Source organism: Streptomyces lasiicapitis, from assembly GCF_014646335.1.
GTDB classification, from domain to species: domain Bacteria; phylum Actinomycetota; class Actinomycetes; order Streptomycetales; family Streptomycetaceae; genus Streptomyces; species Streptomyces lasiicapitis.
Map to the genome: position 1 here is coordinate 716,971 of NZ_BMNG01000001.1, position 24,485 is coordinate 741,455.

The 24,485-nt window shown below is 68.4% G+C and carries 24 protein-coding genes and 2 pseudogenes; 10 read left to right on the forward strand and 16 right to left on the reverse strand.

The genetic code is table 11. The features are described 5' to 3' along the window. Window positions 1-5: 5 nt before the first annotated feature. Window positions 6-431 (forward strand): VOC family protein, encoded by a 426-nt coding sequence (locus tag IEY91_RS03165; protein ID WP_189172692.1) that lies wholly within the window; start codon window positions 6-8, stop codon window positions 429-431. On the opposite strand, the gene IEY91_RS42280 is transcribed toward IEY91_RS03165, so the two are convergent. Further along, window positions 391-987, reverse strand: coding sequence for a MarR family winged helix-turn-helix transcriptional regulator (locus IEY91_RS42280; RefSeq protein ID WP_164321455.1), 597 nt, complete (start codon window positions 985-987; stop codon window positions 391-393). The genes IEY91_RS03165 and IEY91_RS42280 overlap by 41 nt on opposite strands. A gap of 69 nt (window positions 988-1,056) precedes the next feature. On the opposite strand from IEY91_RS42280, the gene IEY91_RS03175 reads away from it, so the two are divergent. Beyond that, a complete protein-coding gene (locus IEY91_RS03175) occupies window positions 1,057-2,460 on the forward strand; it encodes an MFS transporter (protein WP_189172693.1) in 1,404 nt (467 codons plus the stop codon). Between the two features lie 18 nt (window positions 2,461-2,478). Here the strand turns inward: IEY91_RS03175 and IEY91_RS41550 are convergent, their stop codons facing one another. Continuing rightward, window positions 2,479-2,985 (reverse strand): hypothetical protein, encoded by a 507-nt coding sequence (locus IEY91_RS41550; RefSeq protein WP_229696656.1) that lies wholly within the window; start codon window positions 2,983-2,985, stop codon window positions 2,479-2,481. A 418-nt stretch (window positions 2,986-3,403) separates the two neighbouring features. Here IEY91_RS41550 and IEY91_RS03185 point away from each other — a divergent pair, with 418 nt between their 5' ends. Together IEY91_RS03185 and IEY91_RS03190 are read left to right on the forward strand one after the other, a co-directional pair. Next, complete coding sequence (locus tag IEY91_RS03185; RefSeq protein ID WP_373287876.1) at window positions 3,404-3,787, forward strand: hypothetical protein; 384 nt, start codon at window positions 3,404-3,406, stop codon at window positions 3,785-3,787. Window positions 3,788-4,118: 331 nt separating this feature from the next. Beyond that, window positions 4,119-4,772, forward strand: coding sequence for an RNA polymerase sigma factor (locus tag IEY91_RS03190; RefSeq protein ID WP_373287881.1), 654 nt, complete (start codon window positions 4,119-4,121; stop codon window positions 4,770-4,772). A 42-nt stretch (window positions 4,773-4,814) separates the two neighbouring features. On the opposite strand, the gene IEY91_RS03200 is transcribed toward IEY91_RS03190, so the two are convergent. After that, the gene (locus tag IEY91_RS03200) at window positions 4,815-7,526 is read right to left on the reverse strand and encodes an MMPL family transporter (protein ID WP_229696657.1); all 2,712 of its coding nucleotides are present in this window, start codon (window positions 7,524-7,526) and stop codon (window positions 4,815-4,817) included. A 228-nt stretch (window positions 7,527-7,754) separates the two neighbouring features. Here IEY91_RS03200 and IEY91_RS03205 point away from each other — a divergent pair, with 228 nt between their 5' ends. Both IEY91_RS03205 and IEY91_RS03210 read left to right on the forward strand, forming a co-directional pair. Next, a complete protein-coding gene (locus IEY91_RS03205; protein WP_189172694.1) occupies window positions 7,755-8,498 on the forward strand; it encodes a response regulator transcription factor in 744 nt (247 codons plus the stop codon). 44 nt (window positions 8,499-8,542) lie between these two features. Continuing rightward, window positions 8,543-10,072, forward strand: a complete 1,530-nt coding sequence (locus IEY91_RS03210) for a sensor histidine kinase (protein ID WP_229696658.1) — start codon at window positions 8,543-8,545, stop codon at window positions 10,070-10,072. Here the strand turns inward: IEY91_RS03210 and IEY91_RS03215 are convergent. Then, window positions 10,038-10,502, reverse strand: a pseudogene (locus IEY91_RS03215) (metallophosphoesterase); the annotation flags it as partial. The gene IEY91_RS03210 and the pseudogene IEY91_RS03215 sit on opposite strands and share 35 nt — an antisense overlap. A 121-nt stretch (window positions 10,503-10,623) precedes the next feature. On the opposite strand from IEY91_RS03215, the gene IEY91_RS03220 reads away from it, so the two are divergent. Then, window positions 10,624-12,084, forward strand: coding sequence for a recombinase family protein (locus tag IEY91_RS03220; RefSeq protein ID WP_229696659.1), 1,461 nt, complete (start codon window positions 10,624-10,626; stop codon window positions 12,082-12,084). A 442-nt stretch (window positions 12,085-12,526) separates the two neighbouring features. Here the strand turns inward: IEY91_RS03220 and IEY91_RS03225 are convergent, their stop codons facing one another. From IEY91_RS03225 to IEY91_RS03250, 6 genes are all read right to left on the reverse strand, one after another. Next, a complete protein-coding gene (locus tag IEY91_RS03225; protein WP_189172697.1) occupies window positions 12,527-13,975 on the reverse strand; it encodes a replication initiator in 1,449 nt (482 codons plus the stop codon). Between the two features lie 125 nt (window positions 13,976-14,100). After that, complete coding sequence (locus IEY91_RS03230; RefSeq protein WP_189172698.1) at window positions 14,101-14,475, reverse strand: hypothetical protein; 375 nt, start codon at window positions 14,473-14,475, stop codon at window positions 14,101-14,103. A gap of 56 nt (window positions 14,476-14,531) precedes the next feature. After that, window positions 14,532-14,723, reverse strand: coding sequence for a hypothetical protein (locus tag IEY91_RS03235; RefSeq protein ID WP_189172699.1), 192 nt, complete (start codon window positions 14,721-14,723; stop codon window positions 14,532-14,534). Next, a complete protein-coding gene (locus IEY91_RS03240; protein ID WP_229696660.1) occupies window positions 14,720-16,060 on the reverse strand; it encodes an FtsK/SpoIIIE domain-containing protein in 1,341 nt (446 codons plus the stop codon). Before IEY91_RS03240 ends, IEY91_RS03235 begins: the two co-directional genes overlap by 4 nt. Beyond that, window positions 16,060-16,530: a hypothetical protein gene (locus IEY91_RS03245; RefSeq protein ID WP_189172700.1), complete on the reverse strand. Its 471-nt coding sequence runs from the start codon at window positions 16,528-16,530 to the stop codon at window positions 16,060-16,062. The genes IEY91_RS03240 and IEY91_RS03245 overlap by 1 nt, the downstream gene beginning before the upstream one ends. After that, window positions 16,530-16,913 (reverse strand): hypothetical protein, encoded by a 384-nt coding sequence (locus tag IEY91_RS03250; RefSeq protein ID WP_189172701.1) that lies wholly within the window; start codon window positions 16,911-16,913, stop codon window positions 16,530-16,532. Before IEY91_RS03250 ends, IEY91_RS03245 begins: the two co-directional genes overlap by 1 nt. A 180-nt stretch (window positions 16,914-17,093) precedes the next feature. Here IEY91_RS03250 and IEY91_RS03255 point away from each other — a divergent pair, with 180 nt between their 5' ends. Continuing rightward, on the forward strand, window positions 17,094-17,918 hold the full coding sequence (locus IEY91_RS03255) for a GntR family transcriptional regulator (RefSeq protein WP_189172702.1): 825 nt from the start codon (window positions 17,094-17,096) through the stop codon (window positions 17,916-17,918). Window positions 17,919-18,648: 730 nt separating this feature from the next. On the opposite strand, the gene IEY91_RS03260 is transcribed toward IEY91_RS03255, so the two are convergent. The 4 genes from IEY91_RS03260 to IEY91_RS03275 form a co-directional block, all read right to left on the reverse strand. After that, window positions 18,649-18,906 carry a hypothetical protein gene (locus IEY91_RS03260; protein ID WP_189172703.1) on the reverse strand — a complete coding sequence of 86 codons (258 nt, stop codon included), beginning with the start codon at window positions 18,904-18,906 and terminating at the stop codon, window positions 18,649-18,651. Window positions 18,907-19,178: 272 nt separating this feature from the next. After that, window positions 19,179-19,619: an SH3 domain-containing protein gene (locus IEY91_RS03265; RefSeq protein WP_189172704.1), complete on the reverse strand. Its 441-nt coding sequence runs from the start codon at window positions 19,617-19,619 to the stop codon at window positions 19,179-19,181. Window positions 19,620-19,946: 327 nt separating this feature from the next. Further along, window positions 19,947-20,198, reverse strand: coding sequence for a DUF397 domain-containing protein (locus tag IEY91_RS03270; protein ID WP_189172705.1), 252 nt, complete (start codon window positions 20,196-20,198; stop codon window positions 19,947-19,949). After that, window positions 20,144-20,989, reverse strand: coding sequence for a helix-turn-helix domain-containing protein (locus IEY91_RS03275; RefSeq protein WP_189172706.1), 846 nt, complete (start codon window positions 20,987-20,989; stop codon window positions 20,144-20,146). Before IEY91_RS03275 ends, IEY91_RS03270 begins: the two co-directional genes overlap by 55 nt. A gap of 89 nt (window positions 20,990-21,078) precedes the next feature. Here IEY91_RS03275 and IEY91_RS03280 point away from each other — a divergent pair, with 89 nt between their 5' ends. Beyond that, window positions 21,079-21,318, forward strand: a complete 240-nt coding sequence (locus IEY91_RS03280) for a hypothetical protein (protein ID WP_194492282.1) — start codon at window positions 21,079-21,081, stop codon at window positions 21,316-21,318. A 487-nt stretch (window positions 21,319-21,805) separates the two neighbouring features. After that, the gene (locus IEY91_RS03285; RefSeq protein ID WP_189172708.1) at window positions 21,806-22,309 is read left to right on the forward strand and encodes an NUDIX domain-containing protein; all 504 of its coding nucleotides are present in this window, start codon (window positions 21,806-21,808) and stop codon (window positions 22,307-22,309) included. Window positions 22,310-23,338: 1,029 nt separating this feature from the next. Here the strand turns inward: IEY91_RS03285 and IEY91_RS03290 are convergent. Continuing rightward, a pseudogene (locus IEY91_RS03290) lies at window positions 23,339-24,142 on the reverse strand (metallophosphoesterase); the annotation flags it as partial. Window positions 24,143-24,144: 2 nt separating this feature from the next. Beyond that, window positions 24,145-24,387 (reverse strand): SCO4848 family membrane protein, encoded by a 243-nt coding sequence (locus IEY91_RS41560; protein WP_229696661.1) that lies wholly within the window; start codon window positions 24,385-24,387, stop codon window positions 24,145-24,147. Window positions 24,388-24,485 lie beyond the last annotated feature (98 nt).

Sequence of the window (24,485 nt, forward strand, 5' to 3'; positions counted from 1 at the left end):
ACGTTATGTCAGACAATCAGCCGTCCTCCGGCGCCCCCGGCACCGACCTGCTCGGCATCGACAACGCGCTGTTCCCGGTCGGCGACCTGGACGAGGCCGTCGGCTTCTACGAGCGCGCCGGGTTCCCGATCGCGTACCGCCTCGACGAGGCCGGGCTCGCCATCCTGAAGGCGGGCACCGAGACCCCCGGCGTACTGCTGCGCGTCGAGGACGGCATCGGGCGCCGGCCGCCGTCGTGGCCCGCCTCGCGCCTCTGGCTCGAAGTGGGGGACGCCCGCGCCAAGGCCCGCGCCCTCGGGGAGGCCGGCATCCCCGCCCTCACGGAGCCGTTCTCCACGGCGACGGGCTGGACGGTCGAGATCACCGACCCGTGGGGGAACGTCGTCGGCTTCACGGACTACTCCAAGAGGCCGGAGCTGGCCCGGAGTTAGTCACGCCCGCCCCGCCCGCGTCCCCGCCCTCCGCCACCACCATGATCCGGCGCAGCAGGTCCGACAGCTGCGCCCGCTCCTCCCCCGACAGCACCCCGAGCAGCCGGTACTCCTCGTGGCCCAGTACGTCCATCGCGCCCAGCCACACCGCCCTGCCCTCCTCGGTCAGCTCCACGTCCACGCGGCGGCGGTCCGTCTTGGACGGGGTGCGGCGCAGCAGGCCGCGCCGCTCCAGGCCGTCGAGCCGTCCGGTGACCGAGGCCGGGGCGAGGTCGAGGTCGGCGGCCAGTTCGGACGGGGTGGCCCGGCCGCCGCGGCCCGACAACTTGTGCAGGGTGTCGAACTCGTGGCGCTCCAGGTCGAAGTCCACCAGGGACTGCTCGCGCACCCGGCGCAGATGGACGGTGAGCCTCTTGACCCGCGTGACGGCGCCCTCGATGTCAGGGTCCAGGCCGGGCAGCACGGGCAGCCACTGGGCGACGTGCCCGTCGGTCCAGTCCCGGGGCTCGTCGTGGGCGCGGGACACTCCGGGCGACTTCGTCTCATCGGGCGTCATGCCCACAGATTACTTCGGCTTCAGATAATTCGTTGACGAATAATTCGACGCCGAAATACAGTCCGCGTCATGCCGCACACAGAGCCGCGCCCACCCGGCCCTTCCCGCCTGCTCCGCCACAACCACCCCTTCCGCCTCTTCTTCATCGGCCGCTCCCTCTCCCTCATCGGCGACGCCGTCATCCCCGCGGCCCTCGCCCTGGCCGTCCTGCGGGTCACCGGCTCCGCGTCCGCGCTGGCACTCGTGCTCGGCTGCGCGATGGGCACGCGACTGTTGCTGCTGCCGCTCGGCGGCGTGCTCGGCGACCGCTTCGACGCGCGGAAGATCGCGCTCACCACCGACCTGGTGCGCTGCGCCACCCAGCTCTTCGTGGGCGTCCAACTCCTCTCCGGCAGCCCCGAGTTGTGGCACATGGCCGCCGCGGAGGCGGTGAGCGGCGCCGCCACGGCGTTCGCCCTGCCCACGTTGCCGACGCTGGTCACCGCCATGGTGGACGGCAAGGACCGGCACGCGGCCAACACCGCGCTCGGCGTGGTCAAGAGCGGCACACGGGTCGGCGGGCCCGCGCTGGCCGGGGCGCTGGTCCTGGTGGCGGGGCCGGGCTCGGCGTTCCTGCTCCAGGGGCTGTGCTTCGCGGCGAGCGCGTGCCTGCTGTCGGCGGTACGGGTGCGGATGCGGCGGACGGCCCCCGGCCAGGAGACAGCTCCGGGCCAGGGCGACCAGGGCGGCCAGGACCGGCGCTCCCTGCGCAAGGACCTCGTGGAGGGCTGGCACGAGGTCCGCTCCCGCGACTGGTACTGGACCAGCCTGGTGGCACACGCCGCCTGGAACGGCGCGGCGGCCGTCCTGACGACCCTCGGACCGGTCCTGGCGGTAAGGGAGTTGGGCGGCGAGGGCGTGTGGGTGGCGATGCTGCAGACCGGCGCCGTCGGCCTGCTGCTCGGCTCCCTGCTCGCGGGCCGCGCCCACCCGCGCCGCCCGATCCTGATGGCCAACCTGGGCCTCGCGACGTACGCACTCCCCCTGATCCTGCTGGCCGCCGGCGCCCCCGCCCCTGCCACCATCGCCGCGTACGGCGTCGCGCAGGCCGGGCTCGGCTTCCTCTCCCCCGTGTGGGAGACGTCGGTGCAGGCGGCGATACCGTCCGGCGTGCTCGCCCGCGTCACCTCGTACGACTGGCTGCTCTCGATGGCGGCGATGCCGCTCGGCTACGTCCTCGGCCCGCTGGCGGCCGACGCGTGGGGCCCGTCCGTCCCGCTGTACGCGGCGGCCCTGACGGTGGGCGTGGTGTGCGCGGGCACGGCGGCGGTACCGGGCGTACGCGACTTCCGGCAACCGCCCGCGACTCCCACCGGGAGCGCCGCGTCCGACAAAGCCGACAGCCCGAGCGACGCGAAAGCCGACAGCCCGGCCGAAGCGGACGCCCACACCGGTACCGACACCGCGCCCCTGGAGAGCGCACCCCGCCCGTAAACCTCACGCCCACCCCCCTCACCCCACCCGCACACTGCAAGTAGCCCGCCCGAACGCCCCCGCCGCCGCGTCCCGATGCCGGTGCTTCCCGCCCACCGCCAGCGCGCAGCGCGCCTCGCCGCCGCCCTCGTCGAGGCGGACGCTCACCACGGGACGCTCCCCGGCCGGTACGAACACCGTCTTGCGCCACGGCAGTCGGACGCCCGCCTCGACGGCGGGGCGGCCGCCGCGTCCGCGCTCGTTCCGCGTGAGGTAGGAGATGTCGGCGCTGCCCTTCCCGGTGATCTCGTAGGTGACGGCGGCGACCGGCGCACGGGCCCGCGCGATGTCCTCCGGGCCGGGCCCGCCGCCGGTGTTCCCACCGTTCCCGTCCCCGAACATTCCCCGGACGACGAAGGCCGCGCAGATCACGAGCAGCACGGCGCCGGTGGTCACGACGCGGCGGTCAGGGACCTCTCCCACCAGTTGTGCCTTCTCCTCCTCGGTCAGTTCGACGACGGTCTCCGACAGGCCGTGATTTCCCACCCCGCGAGCCCCCTCCCCTGTCCAGCACATGTCCACGACCGGCATGAATCCGGTGGGCGCGGCGGTTATACAGCAGTCCGGCGGCCCGTCACCACGCCCGGCGGAAACCGGGCATATCGGGGGCGGACACCGGCCACGCGGGGGCGGTTCACGGACGGACGATCAGGACGAAAGGTTGTACTGGCAGGGCGAGTTGGGCGTGTGAGAAGGGACACCGGCGGCGCCCGTGACGGTTGGGATCCTGGTTGCGCTTGTTAAGCGGAGAGTGCGTTCGGTGCTCTCACACAGGGTGGGGCGGAGCCGAAGGGGCGGGGAGCACATGGAAAACGTGGCCGGTGAGGGGATCAGAGCGCCGAGAGCGGAGGAGATGCGGGGGTACGCGCGAAGATTCGTCGCGCGTGTGACGGAGCGCAACCGTGTGCCGGAACGCAACCGACTGCCGCTGGACTTCTCCGTACGGAGCCTGCGCGTCGTGGACTTCGTGCTCGACGGGCTGCGCAAGAGCGGCCGGGAGCGGGCCGAGGTCGCGGAGACGCTGTCCGGGTTCGGGGCGTACGTCGGGGAGGTGCTCGTGCGCCGCGCGGGGGCCACCTGGATCGACTTCGACGCCAGCCAGCGGGAGTTCTTCGGGCAGGCCGTCGGCGTACGCATGCCGGACGGGCGGGTGTGGAGCCCACTGGGGAAGGTCGTGAACCGGTACGAGGTCGGGGCCGCGGAGTCCCTGCAGACCTTCTATCTGACGCTGCCGGGGCGGCACCCGGCCACCGCGCCCGGGGAGGAACGCGAACCCGCCCGCCGATAGGGGCCGCGCGGGCGGTAACGCCCGGCGGACGGCGGACAAGTACGGGTACGGGGGCACGGGCACGGTGCGCAGTGTCAGCGGGGGTTAAGAGGAGCGCGTGGGCGCGGGTGGGGACCGACAGGGCGGGGACGAGGGCCGCGAGGACCACAGACGTGGGCTTCCGGGCACCGGGGACCGAGGAGGTCAGGGTCCCGAGGGCCGAAAAGGGCCCGATGCCGGGAGCCGGGAAGGTCCGGACGCCGGGGGCCGACAAGGACGGAGCAGGATCGGTGACGCCGCGCTGACCCGCGCCCTAGCCGACGCCGGACAGGGCGACGAAGCGGCCTTCGCGCTGGTGTACCAGTGGGTGCACCCGGGGCTGCTCGGCTACGTACGCGGCATCGTCGGGGACGAGTCGGAGGACGTGGCCTCCGAGGCATGGCTGCAGATCGCCCGTGATCTGGAGCGGTTCAGCGGGGACGGGGCCGACTTCCGCCGCTGGGCCGCCGCCATCGCCCGCAACCGCGCCCGCGACCACATCCGCCGCCGCATGAGCCGCCCCCGGCTGAGCCTCACCGACGGCGACGCGCTCGACGTGCCGGACGCCCGCGACACCGCCGAGGAGGTCCTGGAGGCGCTCGCCACGGACGACACCGTGGACCTGGTCGCCGCGCTGCCGCCGGACCAGGGCAAGGCCGTCTTCCTCGGCGTGCTCGTCGGCATGGACAGCCCGTCCGCCGCCCGCGTGCTCGGCAAGCGGCCCGGCGCCGTACGGATGGCCCTGCACCGCGGACTGCGGCGGCTGCGCGCGCAGTTGAGCGGTACGGCGGAGCGCAGGGAGCGGCGGGAGCACCGGGAGGAAGGTGGTGGGCCCGACCCGGGCAGGCGGCACTGTCGAAACAGCGGTGGCCGCCCCTGTGGAAGGGCGGCCACCGCTGTGCCGGTCGTCCCGCTCGCCGCCCCGTGGGCTCGGGTGGTCGTCGGCGCGCGGGCGTCCCGGCCGTGAGACCGGTGGGCGGGTGCAGCTCCGCCCCCGGTGGGGTCCGGGTCAGGTCACGGCGCTCACTCCGCCGCCGACCGCTTCCACCAGTTCCAGGTCGTACGTCAACGGGCCGTCGCCGAGCATGATGTGGCGGGCCCTCGACGCGTACCCGGGGGCGGTCGCCGCGAGCAGGTACACGCCGGGGGCGGGGGCCGCGAGGATGTACGAGCCGTCGGCCAGCGAGGACACGCGGTCGAGCTGGCGGCCGCCCTTGGACAGGAGCGTGAGGGTCACGCTGTGGATGGGGTCGCCGTCCGGCGTGACGATGAAGCCGTGCACCACGGAGGCGTGCGGGCCGGGGCCCTCGGGGAGTCCGGCGCCGGAGTCCGCCGACTGTCCGGGGCGGCGGGGGCCGTACGGGGTCGCAGGGTCGTGCGCGTCGTACGCGGGCAGCGCCTTGGCGGGGTCGCCGGAGGCGTCCCTCGACTCGTACTCGTACGCGTGCGCCGCCTCGTACGGATTGACCGCGCCGCAGATGCCGGGCGAGGTGGTGCACCCGCCCGCCGAGCCGGGGGGGATCGGCGGGCGGGGGGTTCCCAGGGCCGCCGCGACGAGGACCTCCAGGTCCTCGGGGGCCGGCGGCTCGGCTTCCTTCGGTTCGACGGCGAGGTGCGGCAGGCGGCGGTCGAGCCAGCCGGGCAGCCACCAGTTGGCGCGGCCGAGGAGGTGCATGGCGGCCGGGACGAGGGCGGTGCGCAGGATGAAGGCGTCGAGGGCGACGGCCGCGGCCAGGCCGATGCCCGCCATCGCGCCCTCCAGGTCGCCGCTGAGCACGAACGCGGCGAAGACGCAGATCATGATGAGCGCCGCGCAGTTGATGACGCGGCTGGTCTCCGCGAGGCCGACGCGGACGGCGCGGGCGTTGTCGCGGGTGTGCACCCACTCCTCGTGCATGCGGCTGACCAGGAACACCTGGTAGTCCATCGACAGGCCGAAGAGCATCGACAGCATGATGACCGGCAGGAAGGCCGCGATGGGCCCCTCCTTGCCGAGGCCGAGGATCTCCATGCCCCAGCCCCACTGGAACACCGCGACGAGCACCCCGAAGGACGCGGCCGCCGCGATCAGGTTCATCAGGGCCGCCACCAGCGGCACCACGAACGAGCGGAAGGCGACCAGGAGCAGCAGGAAGCCGAGCACGATGATGGCGCCGACGAAGTACGGCAGGCGGTCCGATGTGACGGCCGCGAAGTCCTTGAAGACGGCGGTCACCCCGCCCACGTGGGCGTCCGCGCCGGACTGCGGCAGGACGTCGCCGCGCAGCCGGTCGATGAGCGCGTCGGTCTCCTGGGACTGGGGCGAGGTGGTGGGCACGACCTCGATGACGGTGGTGTCGGCGGAGGCCGACGGCGGGGCCGCCGTGACGTGGGCTACGCCCTCGGTGTCGCGGATCCGCTCCACCAGGCCTTCGGTGTCCGTGGGGCCCGGCTTGTCGACGACTACCTGGAGGGGTCCGTTGAAGCCGGGGCCGAAGCCGTCGGCGAGCAGGTCATAGGCCTGCCGGGTGGTCGTGGACTCCTGGTGGTTGCCCTGGTCGGTGGCGCCGAGGCGCAGCGAGAGCAGCGGGATCGCGAGGGCGGCCATGACGGCGACGGCGAGGACGGCGATGATGCGCGGGCGCCGCTCGACGTGCGCGGACCAGCGCGCCGCGAGGCCGCCCGGCTCCTCCGGCTCGGGCCCGGACTCGGCGAGACGGCGGCGCTGGCGGCGGCTGAGCACGCGCGCGCCGAGGAAGCCGAGCAGGGCGGGCAGCAGCGTGATCGCGGCGAGGACGCTGAGCACCACCGTCAGGGACGCCGCGATCACCACGCCGTCCAGGAACGGCATGTCCATCACGAGCATCCCGGCGAGCGCGACGCACACCGTGCCGCCCGCGAACAGCACCGCGCGCCCGGAGGTGTTGAGGGCCTGCGCCGCCGACTCGCCCGGTTCCAGGCCGCGCAGGATGCCGCGGCGGTGCCGGGTGACGATGAACAGCGCGTAGTCGATGCCGACACCGAGGCCGATCAACGAGCCGAGCAGCGGCGCCACTTCGGGCACGTCCGTGACGTGGCTGAGCAGCATCGTGGCGAGCATGCCGGTGCCGACGGCGAACACCGCGGTGACGATCGGAAGGAGCATCGCGAAGAGCGAGCCGAAGGCGAGGAACAGCACGACGGCGGCGGCCGCGATGCCGACGGCCTCGGAGATGCCGGTGGGCGGCTCCTGGGTGCGGACGATGGCCTGACCGCCCAACTCGACCTGGAGTCCGTCGCGTTCGGCGGCGCGCGCGGTGTCGACGACCCGCTCGACGAGTTCCTTGGGAATCTCGTTGGCCTGTCGTACGAAGGTGACCTGCGCGTAGGCGATGCGCCCGTCCGCGCTGACCTGGGCGGCGGCGGCCGGACCCGGCGCGTACGGGCTCGCCACGTCGCCGACGCCGTCCAGGGCGGCGATCTCCTTCAGCGCGGGCTCGATCCGGTCGCGTACGGAACCGTCGCGGACCGAGGAGTCCCCGCCGGTCTTCCACACCACCGTGTCGGTGTCGCCGCTGCGCTCGGGGAACGCCTTGGTCAACAGGTCGTGGGCGCGGGTGGAGTCGGTGTCGGGCAGGGAGAAGACGTTGGAGTAGGCGGTGCCGGCACTGGAGCCCGCCGCGCCGAGGCCGAACAGGGCCCCCAGCCACAGCACGAGGACCACAAGACGGTGCCGATGACACCACCGCGCCCATGCCGTCACGTCGCACGCTCCCTTACCCGCCGAATGCCGCCGAATACCGCTGGAACCGATTCCCCCGCGGTCCGGACCACGGGAGGTTCCCGGGCCGGGGCCCCGGGCGAGCCCACGGGTTTCCGCGCCCCAGCATCAGGGATCCGCCGCACCAACGGCGCGTTACGGAAGCGATTCTCAAGGAACTCCAAAGGGCGGACCCGTCCTTCGTACAACGAGCGTGCGGATACTGGGGTCATGAGCCACGCCGAAGGTCACCGGGGAACACATGTCGCAGCGGCCGGGGGCGCCGACGCGGCGCCGGGCCGGGCGACCGTCCTGGTCGTCGAGGACGAGCCGAGCATCGCCGACGTCCTCGCGATCGCCCTGCGCTTCCACCACTTCGAGGTGATGACGGCGGGCACGGTCCGCGAGGCGCTCGCCGCGGCCGAGCGCACCCGGCCGGACTGCGCGCTGCTCGACGTGATGCTCCCCGACGGCGACGGACGGGCGCTCGGGCGTGAACTGCGGGCGCGGCGGCCCGAGTTGGCCCTTGTGTTCCTCACCGCGAGGGACGCGCCCGCGGAGGTCGTGGGCGCGCTCGGCTTCGGCGACGACTACATCACCAAGCCGTTCAACATCGACGAGGTCATCGCCCGCATCGGCGCGGTCCTCCGCCGGGTCCGCCCCAACGACGTGCTGCCGCAGCGCCCGCCGCTGAGGTACGGCGACCTGGAGCTGGACGAGACGACGTACGTGGTGCGGCGCGGTGGCGGTTCGGTGCAGCTCACCCCGACCGAGTACGCGCTGCTGCGCTTCCTGGTCAGGAACGGCGGCCAGGTAGTACCCAAGGAACAGCTCCTCCGCCATGTGTGGAACATCGAGCACTCGGCGGAGTCGACGGTCGTGGAGACGTACGTCAGCTATCTGCGGCGCAAACTCGACCAGGTGGGGCCGCCGTTGATCACGACGCGGCGCGGCGTCGGGTACGGGCTGGCATGAGGCTCCGCGCACCTGGGCGCCCGAGGCCGCGCGGACGGCTCGGCATGAACTCGCTGCGCGCCAAGCTCACCCTGGTGAACGTGGCGCTGCTCGCCCTCGGCATCGTGGCCGCGACCGCCGTGAGCCTGATCGGCATGCGGCACTACCTGCTCGACAACGTCGACACCGAACTGTCCGCCTCGCGCTCCGCGGTGCGCCACAGCGGCCTCACGCTCGACCAGATGCGGACCCTCACCGGCCTCGGCTCCCTCGACGAGCTGCCGCCCAACGCCCTGAAGGCGGACGGGATTCCGCCCCCGGAGTCGACGTTCGTGGTCATCGACCCCGAGGGCCGCCCGGTCCGCGTCGGCCCGCTGCCGACGACGGCACGCCAGCGCGCGCTGGCCACGGCCGTGGGCGACCCGGTGGACTTCGCGAGCAGCGCCGGACCCCGGGACCTCACCCTGGACGGCGACGCCTACCGCGCGACCGGGGCACGGCTCAAGGACGGCTCCGTACTCCTGATGGCGACGTCGACGGAGAACGTCCAGTCGGGCGTCGCCAAGGCGCTCAAGCTCGACCTCGCCTTCGGCGCCGTGCTGCTCGGGCTGCTCGCCGTCCTCACGATGATCGCCGCGCACCAGCGCCTGCGGCCCCTTGAGGACATGGTGGAGACGGCGTCGGCGATCGCCGACGGCGACCTGAAGCGGCGCGTACCCGCGCATCCCGCCGCCGTGATGGAGACCGAGCAGCTCCGGCTCGCCCTCAACTCCATGCTCCAGCAGGTCGAGGCGGCCTTCGCGACCCGGGAGCGCAGCGAGGCGCAGCTCCGCCAGTTCGTCGCGGACGCCTCGCACGAGCTGCGCACGCCGCTCGCGGCGATCCGCGGCTATCTCCAGCTGTACGACAAGGGGATGCTCAGGGAGCAGGAGGACCGCACGCGCGCGTGGGGCCGCGTGCACGCCGAGACCGACCGCATGAACCACCTCGTGGAGGAACTGCTCACCCTGGCCCGCCTCGACCAGCAGCCCGAGCTGCGGTTCCGCTCGGTCGACCTGAGCCGGGTGGTGCGGAACGCCGCGGACGACCTGCGCGCGCAGGAGCCGGACCGGCCGCTCACCGTGCGCGCGGACGGCGCGATCCTGGTGCAGGCGGACGAGCAGGCGCTGTGCAAGGTGCTCGCGAACCTGCTGGCCAACGTGCGTACGCACACGCCCGCCGACGCGCCCGTGCGGCTCGGCCTCGACCGGTGCGAGGGCGTGGTGCACCTGACCGTGGCGGACGAGGGTCCCGGGATGGACACCGAGGACGCGGCGCGCGTGTTCGACCGGTTCTTCCGGGCGGGCCGGGGCGCGGGCAGCGGGCTCGGCATGGCGATCGTGCACGGGGTGGTGGCGGCGCACGGCGGTGAGGTCGCGGTCCGCACGGCTCCTGGCAAGGGCCTGACGGTTCTGGTCACCCTGCCCCGGACGCCCGCGCCGCCGCTCCCGGCCGCCCCTCCGCACCCCACGGAGCCGCCGCGCCGGACGCAGCCGCCGCCCGAGGCCGCCGCGGCTGCGCTCACGCCTGCCGTGACGCCAGTTCCACCACCGTGATGTCGGACGGGGCGCCGACCCGTACCGGCGGGCCCCACGCTCCGGCGCCGCGCGTCACGTACAACTGCGTGTCGCCGTAGCGCTCCAGGCCCGCGAGGGTCGGGTTCGCGAGGTCGGCGATGAGGTTGTTGGGCCAGAGCTGGCCGCCGTGCGTGTGGCCGGAGAGCTGGAGGTCCACTCCGTGCTTGACCGCGTCGTGGATCACCACGGGCTGGTGGGCCATGAGCACCGACGCGCGTCGTCGGTCGCGGTCGCCGAGCGCCTTTCCGAAGTCCGGGCCCTCGCCTTCGCCCTCTCCCTGTACGTCGTTGACCCCGGCGAGGTCGAAGTACGGCAGCTCCGTGCGGGCGTTCTCCAGGGGGTGCAGGCCCAGGTCGCGGACGTGCTCCACCCACTGCTCGGCGCCGGAGAAGTATTCGTGGTTGCCGGTCGGCAACTTACCCAAAACACACATGCGTGCGATGGGAAGGCAGGCGACCATGAATCACATGGCAACCACCGAATACGACGGGTGCGGCAGGTGCCTCCTAGGTGTACGGCGCCTATCTCGCATGACCGACAAGACCAACAGCCCCGAGAAGCAGGCCGATCTAATCATCGCGGCTACCGCCGCCATCGGCGGACACATCATTGATTGGGCAGACGACTGGGAGGTATCCGGTGCGACAGACCCATTCACACGAGAGAAGCTTGGACCATGGCTACGCAACGAAGCGGGCCCTTACTCCGGAATCGTAGGGTCAGCAGTCGACCGAATCGGCCGGAACCAACGCGACGTACTCAACACCGCGTACGCAGTACACGAATCCGGGCGACTGCTTGTCACACATGGGCACCAAGGCCCGTGGGACCTTGACGACCCAGCCGACGAAATGCGCCTCTCCATGGAATCATTCGGAGCGCAAATGGAGCTTCGAGCAATCCAGAAGCGCAATCGGGAAGAAGCCGAAGCATCAAGGAAAGCGGGCCGCCCGAAGAATGGAAACCGGTACGGTTTTCAGTTCGTCCGTTTGATCCCCATGGGGCGCGTGCACCACGTCGAGCACGACCCCGACGCAAAGAAGATTCTTTGCAACGTCGCAGAAAGGATTCTCGCAGACGAGACGGGAACCATAACCGTTAACACAGAGGCCGCGCGCCTCAACCGCGAAGGGATTCTCTCACCCAGGGACTACCGGCGAGTGAAGTACGGGAAAGAGCCGCGACGAACGCTATGGACAGGGGTAATGATTAAGGAGTTACTCACCAGCGAAGGGTCTCTAGGCTACTTACTACACAGAGGGAAACCGGTACTTGACGAGCGCGGGCACCCAAAGCGGATAGCAGAAGGCCTTTGGGATCACGCCAAGCGAGATGCCCTGATCCAGAAGACGAAGCCACAAAAGGGAAGGAAGGCGCCCGCCCCCAAGGGAATCTATCTACTGGCAAGCCGCCGCACATCTTGCGGTAACTGCAATGAGCGAATTCAAATGACCGAGAAGACCAAACAGGAAAAGGCATACGGATGCACGGCACGGGTGCGCGGAATTAAATCTTCGCAGCACTGCAAGCCCGCGCCGAGTATGGCAGTAAGTAAACTCAACGAGATAGTCACAGACTGGTTCCTGTCGAAGTATGGAGCGGGACAGTTCGTAGAAAAGAGATACGACCCCGGAACCGGACACCTAGCACGAATCGCGGAACTCCGCGCCGACCGCCAGCGCCTGAGGTCAGATCGCACAGCAGGTCTCTACAATAGCGAAGAAGACGAGCAGTGGTATCGGACAGAGTATGCACGAATGAGCGATGAGATCGAAGAACTCAAGAAGCTTCCCACTCGCCCCGCCGGAATGAAGTGGGTACCCACCGGAATCACCGTGGCAGATAAATGGCATAACGCTAAGGACGATGCAGAACGTCGTGAACTTCTAGCAGCATTCGACGTGAAGGTTAAGCTCTATCACGCTAAGGCAGATGAGCGAGTTCGCATAACCGGAGCAGATATTCGACACCTACAGTTGGCATTGCGGTAGACGACCGCCGATACATGGCAAAGTCGCACGTTCCCCCTGCGGCTTCAGCGTGCGAATTCAGATAATCTCTGGCAGTAGATAGAGGACGTACATACCTGTACGCGTCTTGAATTGAACAGGACGGATCAGCATACTACGCGGCCCTAGAGAGCAGTCGTCGAGCATCAAATAGCTGGATTTGAAGACGAAGGAACCTATGTGCGCAGCGGACTCGATACGAAACGCCACACCGCACGCACACGTTTCCTCAAGAAGTATGGGAATCTCCTCAGCTTCCGTTTCGACTTCCCACCCCACGTCCCCAAATTCCGATGCTTGGCCGCCTAGCACCTGCGATACCATTCGCGCCACGTTGAAGGAACCTGACGTGAGACGCCAGGTGCGGTGCTGCACTGTTCGATCGTCGACCGTCCGGTCACAGTGAAATCTGCCGACATGCGGATCATTCAACATCTGCACCCCCGCACATCATGATCTCTCTGCGTAATTCTCGTGCAGCAGAGATGTCCGATGCGATGCCATAGGCGATTTCCGCCGCAGCGAGGGAATGGCCGGACCCGACATATCTCCAGGCTGATTCCGTGACCGTTGCTCTGCTGTCCATGGAGAGGGAGCTAGCGCCGCTTTGGTGGTCTGCGCGTGCTGCCCGCAGGTGCCCGTACGTGGTGGAGTAGCGGCGGGATTTGGTGAGGGCGTGGCCGCGATAGCCGAGTGTGTGAGCCCAGGAGCGCAGATTGAGGCCTGCGAGTTCGAGCAGGGCGCCCAGGCGCCAGCAGGTGCCCATGAGGGCGCGTATATGGGCGCTGACGGGGGCGAGTGCTATTCCGCTGTAGTGGGTGATCCGGTGGTCGAGGCCTCCCGCGTTGCTGCTGACGCTTTTGGTGATGTATTTGGCGACGTAGGCCGCTACGGCATCATCAGTGACAGCGGTCGAGCCCGAGAAGGCTTCGCTGGCGATGGGGTGCACGTCGAGTTGCTGGCCGAAGCGGAGGACCCTTTCACCGGTGGCCGGAGAATATGGAGTGCGTACGGTCACGGATGCCGCAGCGAACTCGATTGCGCCTGTGAGGAGTTCGGGGGTGGCCCAGGCCGGAGGCGGAGTTGAGGGGCCGTCAGGACCGTCTAGACGGATAACCGCGTGGAAGTGGATTGCCCCGCGTTTCTGGTATTCGGCGACCTTGGCAAAGCTCAGCGTGAGGTGGTCGCGGAGCCGGGTTTGTGCAATGCCCGCCGACGTGCCCAGGCGACGCCTGATCGTGTGGCAGAAGCGGTTCCACAGCCGTCCTGCGTGGGCGTGCCAGAGGACGTGTCCGGTGTAGTCGTAGCAGTCCGGGCAGAGCGGCTGTCCGATGACCGTGTCGCCGTCGGCGTGCTGTCGGTTGCAGGCGAGGGGTCGGCCATGATCGCAGGTGCAGCCGGCATTCCGTGACCTGCACAAACTCTCCGAGGTAGCGCGATGGACCGGTCCGAATGAGGGTGCGGTGAGGGTGAGGAGAACTCTCGGGTGGAGCTGGACGCGGTCGGGGGTGCCCTTGCCGCCTCGCAGGCCGCAGCGGACGAGATGATAGGTGTCGCCCGCGTGCTCGCGCGAGCAAGGCTCACAGCGCGTCTGGCGGCGGTTTCGGCAGCGCACGGGCAGTCTGCCGCCAGGCTCGGCGGCGGTGTCGTAGTGGCGGAGCACGGAGCCGGTGGCCGCGTCGCGGAGGGTGGTCCGGCCGGAGAGGTAGATCGGGTGGGCGCATCCTCCGGTCGCTTTGATCTGTTCGAGCCAGCGCGGGAATCCGGGTTCATGCACGAGCCGTATCAGGTCGCGCTCGGTGGATGAAAGAAGGCGCAGACGCTCAGCCTTTTCGAGAGCTGAGCGCCGCGCCGTTTGCGTCGAGGGATACATGGGACGGGGGTCCCCTTTCGTGTGGGATCAGATCGGTCGTCATGATTCGGCTCCGTGTTTTCTGTGGTCTGGTGAGAGAGTCTGTGTGTGTCAGTGAGTTCGCGAAGAGGTTTTGTGTTCTGGGGTCAGTTCATGTTTTTCGGGAGAGGTGCGCCGTAGGAGCCGTGCGGGTTGCCGCATTCATAGCGGATGTAGCCGTGCACCTTCTTGCCGTCAGATTTGCGTGTCACGGTGCCGTACGAGTACCAGGCCCGCTCGCTCTTCCGTAAGGCGAATTTCTGGAAGGTGAATTCCTCGCCGCGGTACCCTATTCCGTGCGCTAAGGAATTCCCCTCCGGCTTGTCTCTGACTTTCGCAGCCGTACATGAAACCGACGTCGCGCCGGAGGCTTTCACGAATACCGTGCCTGCCGGATGGGTCGCGCCGATTCCGGCGATAGCCACGAGGAGGCTCAGCGCGGCAGCAGCAATGACGCCGAGGAGATGTTCGATGTACGTCATGGTTTCTTCTTTCGGTTGGTTTCTGCGGGCAGCAGAGCGCGGCCCGCTGGTTCTGGTCAGGCGCCCAGGCCTTTGCCGATAGCCAGGATGAGCAGCCACACGGGATACCCGAGCGGGGTGAAAGCCAGGAGGAATCCGCCCAGGGCGATAAGGATTACCTGATGGATTTTCAGCTCACGGGACCGGGCGAGCATGAATGCGTACAAACCCAGGAAGGCCGTTAGCAGGTAGATCGTGCCGGGTTTCATTCTGCACGCCCCCCTTTCATACCCGTCTCGCTGTTTTCCGGTCCGGAGAGGAGCGGATTCAGCGGAGGATAAGTGGCAGCAATATCCGCGATCTCCTCCGAGGTGATCAGGTGGGAGCGGGCACGGGACCAGCGCCCCTGCATGGCAACGACCGCCACGCCTTGCTCTTCCTCGGTAATGCTCTGCGCGACCACCACCGCGTCTTTGTTGATGTCGCCGAGGGTCATTTCTGCCGAGGCTTCGTCGTGTGCCCGGTGGGCGACGCGTCCGCCGAGCTGTGCGCGCAGGGCGGTGACGCGGGGGCCGAGATCGGAGCCGACTCGCTGTCCGGCCGCCACCAGGTGCACGCCCAGAGCCGCGCCGAGTTGGGCGATACGCAGCAGGAGCGTGCCGCACTCCTCCGCTTCCCGTCTCGAGGTGCGGGAGCCGTCGTTGAGGTAGAGCTCTGCCAGTTCATCGACGATCAGGACCACTGGCACCGGCCTCTGATCCTCGGGCAGATCCCAGATGGAGCGCACGCCCGCCGTGCGGCAGAGCCGGGTACGTTCCTGGATCTCTCGGATGATCCGTTCCAGGACCTCAATCGCCTCAGCGCGGCTGGACGCCAGCTTCGTCAACCGGGAGCCGAAGAGGCCGAGTTCCATGCCGCCCTTGCAGTCGATCCCGACCAGGGCGACCCGCTGCGGGGTCAGCGCCCGCACGAGCGCCGCCAACAGCGTGCTCTTGCCGCTCTGTGTCGCCCCCGTGATCATCCAGTGGGGAATGCGCCGGAAGTCGATCACCCAGGCCAAGCCGTCCTCGACCAGGCCGACATCCGCCGACAGCAGCTCCCTGGTGGCCGGTTTCGCGGCAGGCAGCTCGCCGGTGAGCGGATCATGGGCCGTGACTGTGATCAGGACGTGGCCGCGCCGGGGGGAGGTGACCCGGACGCCGTGCACCCGCCAGGCATGTTCCATGGCGCGCGCCGCCGCGTAATAAGGCGCAGGGGTCTGTCCGGGGTGCATCAGCACACGCACCCGCAGGCCGGTACGGGTCGGCATCGGCCAACTGATCTTCGGTACCCGGGGTTTGAGTGCCTGCCCCTGGACGACTGTGTCTTTGCTGATCAGGCGCTGATTCGGCCGGAAGGACACCGAGAGGTTGTTGATCATGCACAGGCGCCGCCAGGTGTAGACGATGCGCCAGGCCGCCGCCGGGTAGCCGACGAGCCACCAGCGCAACGGAAGATCCCTGGGGGCGAGGCCGTGCGCCGCGAGGCAAGGCTCCCACCACCGCCGTGCGAGCCAGCCGACGAGGGCCAGGCCGACGAGGATCCAGAGGCCTACGGGGATGCCCACTACGTCCCGCCTCCCCCGTCTCCCTGGCCCTGGTCCGGGTTGGGTCGGGACATGCGCTCCCAGACCGCACGGGCCCGGAAATGGGCCGACTCGGCATGCTGGTCCGTCATCTGAAGGAGGTACATCAGGGTGGGGAGATCACTGGTCACGGCTAAGAGCGCGTCCATGCCCACGAGCAGGCGCATGTCCCTCAGCAGAGCGCCGAACTCGTTGTCGCGGCCGATCAGTCCGGCATCCGCACTGTCGCTCTCGGTGCCGGTGGCGATCCGCATGTCGCGCGCCATCCGCTCGGCCTCAACCGCCACCGAGACCGCACACGGCTGCTTGCACGCGTAGACCGGGAACTTGGTAGCCGGGTCCATGCCGACGGGAACGAGCGAGGTTTCCCCGGCGTGGAGGTCAGCCTCACAGACCACGCAGTCCAGACCGTTTGCCTGACGCGTGGTCAGGTGCCAGAAGTACCGGTCCATCACTTCTCACCTGCCTTTCCTCTTGATCCACTAGTGGCCGGCATAAGGTCAGAACCACTGGTGGCAGCAGGCGGGACCGGGGTGATCGCATCAGCCCGCCAGGACGTCCCGCTGCGGCCGTCAATGGCCCATTCGTTGGCCCACAAATTGGTCACGCGGACCTCTGCGCCCTCAGCAACGCCCGTCGGCTGAGCGCCGGAGACGACCACGTTGATCACGTCCGCGCGGCGGCTTTCGAGCTGCCGCACGCTGAGCGCCGTCACCCACTGCACTTGTCCTTCGCGATCACGGCGCAGCTCCCCGTCCTGGGTCGTGCGCGCCTCGGGCGCGATCACGCACCGCATGACACCCAGCCGGGCCACGTCAATCGGTTTGTTCTGCACAGGAGTTCACCTCACCTCGCACTTATCACCTAGCCTCTTATCCGGATAAGAGGTTCGCTCATGCTGCGCCCTATACCCATAAGAGGTCAACCCTTATCCTCACAAGGGTGGAGCTGGGGAGCACCACTACGCATGACGCACTGTCACCACATCCACCCGCCGACAGCCGGAGGCAGCGGCATGGCAGCAACCGACAACAGCCGACCGTTCATCGAGCGACGACCGAGCATGTACATGCAGGTAGCCGAGCACCTGGCCGGGCAGATCCGGGATGGCACATACGCAGGGGGTGATCTCCTGCCGAGTGAAGCGACGCTCACCGCGACGTTCGGTGTCAGCAAGTCCACGGTGCGCAGCGCGATTGCCGAGCTGCGCGGCATGGGTCTCGTCAGCGTCAGCCAAGGCAAACAGCCGATGGTGCGGTACCAGAGCAGCAGCACCGCCGCACTCACGGTAGACCGGTCCGTCTACCGCACGGGCAAGACGTGGCAGACGCCGGGCGATCTCAGCGAGGCCGAGGCGCCCGCTGTCTCCCGGATCACCGTCGACGGGCAGCCCGCCGTACTCCTTGATCAGCAGGATCAGGACGCCATCTGTGTAGATCGCACATTCCATGATCCGCAGACCGGTATCAGGGTGGCGCACCGTGTGATCATCCCGCTGGCCACGGCGGCCGAGGTGCCCGCACTGGCCGAGCAGCCTGACGCCCCGCTAGACGATCTCTACGCCCGGCTTGCCGACGGCCGCACGCTTGCGATCACGGAATCGGTCACGGCCCGCCTGCCCTACCCCGACGAGCGCACAGCCCTTGGACTGGCCGACGCCTCACCGCTTCTGATCACCTACCGTCTGATCAGCGACGCCGACAGCCAACGCGCCCTCATCTGCGAGGAACTGCGCGCTGCCGCCTCCCGGGTGCAGCTCAGCTATCCGATCACCCCGACGCGCCGACCGGCCGCCAAGAAGACCACCGCATCACGGTCGAAGCCGGAGCCATCGGCGTAACTTTTCTCTACTTCCTCAAGGGCGCGCCTGCGGCGCGCCGGGCGGTTCCGGCCGCTCCGGCCGGGCATGCGGCCTCCGGCCGGTCCCGTCCGGACGTCCGGACCGCCCGGCATTCGATCAGCCCCTGAGCAGCGAGCAGGGCCCCCGCGGATTTCCTCAACGCGGGGGCCCTGCTGTGTGGTTCGTCCTCGGCCGCCAGGCCGTGCGGGACGAGAGAGCAGTCAGTCTCTGGCTCTTGCCCACAGACGCCGGGCAGTTGAGGCCGGGACGCCTCAGGGTCGGTGCCCTCCTCAGGCCTACGGCCCTGCGGTGCGCCCGACGGGGACCGCGCGATCCATGGCGACTGCGGCCCCGGGACGTGCCAAGAGCCATGGGTAGCGTGGCTGAGACCGCAGGTGGTAACCGTGATCCACTCGCGGCCGGCAAAAATCTGCGGCCCCGTCGTGGCTGGCTTTCCGTGGCCCAGGCCCAACAGAGGCGCCATCGGGGCGGGGGCGGTCGGCCGCGAGCCGTGACGGGTACCGCCGCAGCCCTCCCACCTACCGGTCGCACCTCCGCGCATGCTCCTCAGCCGCCACCCGCGCAGCGCCCGCACCCGTGATCCGGATGGGCCGGGGGCAGCCCTCACAGACGATGAACTCACCACTCCGATCCTGTTCGATCATCACTCGTGATCCCTTACGGGTGTGCCATCCGTCGTGCCGCATGCCGCCGTCTCCCCTTCTCTCCGCTACCTGACGCGCCACGCCCGATCCCACAGGGTCAGCACATGCGCGAGCTCCCGGGCGCCGTCCGGGTGCAGCCAGACGACAGCCTCGCCCCGCGCACCAGCATGCGGCAGCGCCCGCACCACATCCAGCCCGCATGATGCCGCCGCCACATTCAGCGTGTCCGCCGCCACCGCCGCCCGCCGCCAGGCCGACAGGTAGTCGATCTGCGGCACCCAAAGCGTCTCGTCAGGGTCCCCACTCTCCGATATATTCACCATTGCAACGCCCTCTTGAGCACGAGTGAGCCTTTCTCGCTGTCTCCGACAACCCCCGTGACCCCTCTACGCAGTTGAGGCGCGAGAGGTCAGGCTTCCGGCCGTTCTGAGTGCTGCACACAGAATGCTACCGATGGCAACGTTTCGGAATGCCAATGCCCGAAAATGTTGCAGAAATGCCAGCGGGATATGCACTCAGCAAACAGACCGGCAGAACGGCCGAAAGCGGCCCCTTCTCCGCGAACAGCAGAGAAGGGGCCACCCTCAGCGGTACCTCAGTACAGGTACGAGGCCGTCACCCACCCGCGATAGCCGCGCGGCAGGCCGTAGTCGGAGCTGTGACGCAAAACGACCCTGTGCCATATCTGACCGCGCTTGTCCTGCCTGGCACCGATCAGCCGGACCTTGTCGCCCTTGCCCAGCAGCCCGAGCGCTGTGTACCCGGTACCGGGGCCGGAACGCACCCGGAGACCGTTCACGGTCGCCGCCGCGATCTCCCCGTACGACAGGCGCCCGTCACTGCCAGCGGAGTACGTCTGCACCAAGCCGCCGGGTCCCGGGATCGGCATGGACGGAGCAGCCTTCACGGGCGCCGCCGCGGGGGGCGGTGCAGCAGGAGGCGGCGCGGCCGACGCGGCCGACACACCGACCATGCCGACACTCAGAGCCAGAGCCAGCGTGAAGAGCACGCGACCCACAACAGTCTTGCTTGCCATCTGACACTCCTTCAGATCATGCAGGCGACAAGCGGCCGACCTACCGGTCAACCACTTATCCGGATAAGTGCCAAGCCTTGAGCATCACCGCTTAGGGGTCAACCACTTATCCGGATAAGTTGAGCGACAATCAAGCACCGCCCCGCCGCACGGGGCACGCACCGAGAGATCGATTTAACGCAGGGTCACAGCAGAAACGGACAAAAGCGGATGAGGCTCATGCCGGCTGAGCCCTGATCCGTCACTCACCGCAGCCGCAGGAAGAAACGCATCCAGCACGCACGAAGCCCCGCCGCCCTAGTGGAGCAACAGGGCTTCGCCTGAGCGTCAGCCGTTGGCGCGCGCGAAGTCGACGAAGGCGGACCACGCCTCAGGGGCGAGCGTGAGGACCGGCCCACCCGGCCTCTTGCTGTCCCGCACCGGGACCGCACCTACAGCCGCCACGCGCTCGGGCGCCCACTCAACGCAGTTACCCCCGTCCTGGTTGCTGTAGCTGGAACGTCGCCAGCTCGCAGTGTTCTCATCTATTCGGGGGGCTGACACGGGGTTTCCTCCATGTGCTGAGTGATCACGTCGCATGACTTGCGCGGAGACAGCGCGATGTCACGCAGGTGATCGTACGACCTTCGGAGCCGGTCCACATTCCTTGCGTCTTCGACCAACGCACCTGAGTAGCCGGTTTCTACGTAAGCCAACGTGCGACCGTCAGACAGGTACAGAAATGTCGTGTCCGTGTTCGTCAGTCCGTGCAGTCCGACGGATGTCAGCACCACTTGAAGTGTCACGTTCGGCAGTTCGGCGACCTGACGTAGGTGTGCCAACTGTTCATGCCATTCCTTCGGATCTGCCAACGGGCGCCGCAAGACGGCTTCGTCAAGGATCGCGCGAAACTCTGGCCGGTCATCTGTGCGACTCAAGAGTTCCTGTCGCCCTATTCTCGCCACGACGTCCTCAGTGAGTGCATCTTCATCTATCGGCCCTGCCGCCCGAAGCAGCGTCCGAGCGTATGCCTCAGTCTGAAGCAGGCCCGGCATGATGCTCGGCGCGTACTGCTGTAGCCCCAGGGCTTGTGCCTCCAAGGTCATGTAGGTCTGGTACTGCTCACGGAAACGCGAAGGATCACGTGCTGCCGCTTCCCACAAGATGATGAGGTGGGTCGTGCCGTAGTACTGATCAAGCTCCCGCGCCAGCTCTGGACCGCCGATGCTGCGGCCGTGCTCCATATGACTCAGGTGGGTGTGATCTGCGCGCACCGCGTCCCCCAGCGCCCGCAGCGAAACCCCCTTTTCGCTGCGGAGTAACGCCAGCGCGTCTGCGTAGCGTGCGCGCGCTGACCGGCTACGGTCCGACGCCGTCCGTCGTGGTGGCATGCCGTCCCCTCCTGTTGGTTTTGTTGGTTAACGCTGCGCACACGTGGGCCTAACTGGACTCCACACTTCCAACCTCGCTCCAGGTCTACATGCTCGTCAACGTAAAGCCTCAGGACGAAGCGAACCAGATGATGTGCGGAGCAACGACCATGGCGAGCAAGAGCAGTTCGGACTACACGACGACGCCAGACAATGTGGCCGAGTTGGTGGCGCTCATTCAAGCCGGGGGCGTCTGGGGGCTTGCCCCGGCATGGGTTCCGCGCGTCTACACCGACGCCGCGCACGTCGACTTGCGGACCGTCGAGGCCAAGCTGAAGGACAAGTTGTGAACGGCCCTGAGACTGCCCGGGAGCACCCCTACGACCCGGAGCCGGGAGACATGGTCGTGGACGCTTCGGGCCACGTGGGGCGTGTCATGGGGCACGAGGGGCCGAACTATCAACTGCGGCACCCCGAGGGCGGACGCGAATGGAAAGCCGCGTCCGGCACCCTGCGACCGGCCACCCAAGCGGAGGTTCTGAGCGCAGCCGTCTCGGCAGCCAATCAGCGAAGCCGAGGAGAAATTCCGTAGCGGCCGGAACCACCGCACCGCACATCCACCCCGAACAGGAAGGGAGCGTAAGCGTGTTACGAGTGAGAGGCCACGAATTGCTTGAACGCGGCGCCGTGCTGATGGTCATCGTCCTCAGCGCCGCATGCACCTTCGTACTCACGCTCGCTGGCACCGGCCAGCTCTAGCGCACAATCCCGTACACCCCAGGGCGACCGAATCGGGTAAGGGTCGCAGCCCCACCAGAAACGATATGGAGAAGGACGATGCACGGTACCGACCCAGCATTACTGACCCATCTCAGGGTCGTGGTCCTGGTCCACACGCGACAGGGCGAAGTCCTGATGGCCAAACCGAAGCAACAGGGAACCAACCACAAGCACGACTGGCGACTCCCCACGGGTCAGCAGCAGGCAGGCGAGAGCATCGCCGAGGCGGGCAGGCGTGTGCTGCACGACACCACGGGAATCAAGCGCGGCATCACGCATGCGCTCCTGATTGATCAACGGCTCGCCAGCAGGGACGGGAAGACCGCAGCGCGTGTCGACATCGTGTTGGACGGGGGGACGGTCGACAACAGGCAGGCCGCCGCTTTGGCTCTTCCCGAAGGCGCCCGCGAGGAATTGGCCAGCCTCAAACGGGTGCCCGTCTTTAACCTTGAGAGCCACGCTCCCCCGCTCCACGCCAAGCTTATCCGAATGGCCCTGAGCGCTTTCGACCACGGAATGCGTGTTCCTCTTTGCGCGGAGGGCGAGCCCGCCCCCGCGTAGCCACGAAGCCCCGCTCTCTGCCGCACGCGCCCCATGCCATGTCCCCGCTTGGGGTTCGCGGCAGAGAGCGGATTGACCCTCGCGCCTGGTCCTGTTCACGCATTGGGCGCGGTATGGCTGGGCCTTAGAGCCTTCCTACTCCGGAGGTAGCCGAGCCAGCGACGGGCCCCGGTCGGTTGCACATCGGCGGACGACCGGGGCCGCGTTGTTCCAGACCCGCTCAACTCGCCGGGGGGCCGTTCCACCTCGAACGGTGGTGAGTTGAGCTTCTAGCCCGCACCCTGCCTTGGTACAGCAGGGCAGCGGGCAAGCCCCGGCTGGCAGCGCCACCCGTTGCCAGCCGGGGCAATCAGCCAGAACCGAAACTCAACTCCCTAGCAGGTACGAGAGGAGGAAAGCGCCATGAAGACACGGCCGAAAGCGCAATGCCAGGCAAAGTGCGGACATTGCGATGGGACCGGATGGATAGGCGACCTTGTCTGTCCGGCCTGTAACGGCACGGGTAGCGTCTGACGTTCGGTCAGGCCCAGTCGCAGCGGTCTACCCCACGAGGGTGGACCGCTGTGCCATGCTGAGGGAACGTCTACTGAGGTGGGACTGATGACAACGACATGGGACCCGGAGGAAGTGTTCAGGGACGGGAACATGGTGAATCAAGCGTTCGAAGCCATGCAGCAACGCTTCAACTCGACCCCGTGTTGGGAATGTAAGGGTCGCCAGACAACGGCCTTGATCTACCTGAACGTTGTAGCAGTCAATTGCAAGGCCTGCGGCGGAGCTACGCGGATCGGCCACATCACGCAGCTCTGGGCCCCGAACACGACAGCGCCCGGCAGAGCAGCCCCACTGCTGCGTGCCGCCGGGCCCCCGACGCGAAGCGTCAACGGGCACACGCAACGACGTATCAACGGCGACGCCTAGCTACGCGCGTCTCGTCTACGCCAGCACCACTGACCTGCGAGGCCCCCGCCAGTCGAGGCGGGGGCCTTGCCTGTGCCCCTGCCTCAGAGGACAGTGTCTTTGGGGCAAGTTGCTGGTGACGAAGTACGCGCCGTGGCGTGCTCGCAGGTCCGCCAGGGGGCGGGCCGCGGGGGCCAGGTCCTCCACGTCGCCGTCGACCAGGTCGCCTACCACTGCGATCAGGTCGGGCTGTGTGGAGTTGATCGTGTCCACTACTCGGCGGGCGAAGTCCTTGCCCAGGACGGGGCCCAGGTGGATGTCGCTCACCACCGCGATGCGGAAGCCGTGTGCTGCTCGCGGGAGCTTTGCGAGGGGGACGGTTACTCGCTTGATCTTGGGGCCGCGTAGGACGTTGTACGTGCCGTAGCCCACGGTTGCCGCTGCGATGGTCGCTGCGCTCGCGGCCACCGTACGCGCGACGAACACCCGCCGGGTGACTTCGCTGCTGGGGGTCGGCTGGGGCTGCGCCCCTTCCCCCGCTTCATCGGCCCTTCGGGCCTCGTCCTCAATCGCCGGACGGGCTTGAGATGGGGCCCCGCCGTCAGTCGCCGGACCGGGTGAAAACTTCCGCACCGCAAGCCGGACCAGTTCCCCCACCAGCAGCGCCAGCAGCAAATACAGCGCGAACGCCATCCACATGAAGCCCGGCCAGGCCAGGAGTTGCTGGAGGAGGAAGGGGGCTCCGGCGCGTTCCGCCGCCAGGGCGGCGAACATCAGGGCCGGGCCGGTGAAGAAGACGGCGGTGCCTGCCCGCCGCCAACGTGAGCCGCGCTCCGTCGTGTCGCGGATCACACGTCGCCACACGTACCAGAGCAGGCCGCCGAACGCGGCCAGCACTCCGGCCCCGATGAGGATCCCCAGGAGGATGCCCACGGCTATGAGGTTCGGCGCAGTGCGCGCACGCCACGGAACCCGATGGTGCCAACCACCGTCCCCAAGACAAAGGAGACAACGGCGAGCGTCAGGTGCACCCAGAAGTACCCGGTCGGCTCGTTCGCGTCGTCGAAGGCAAGGCCGCTGCCGTCCTTCCACAGGTTCTTGACGAAAGTGATCCAGATGAACCAGCTCCACACACCGAAGGCGAGCAGGAACCAGGAGACGGGGCGGCTGAGCTTCATGAGCTCAGTATCGCGAGCCGGCCTGACACGCGACCTTCGGGGTGCGGAGAGGGGCGGGGAGCCGGGGCGCGGCGGCGGGTCGCCGGAGGCGACCTCGG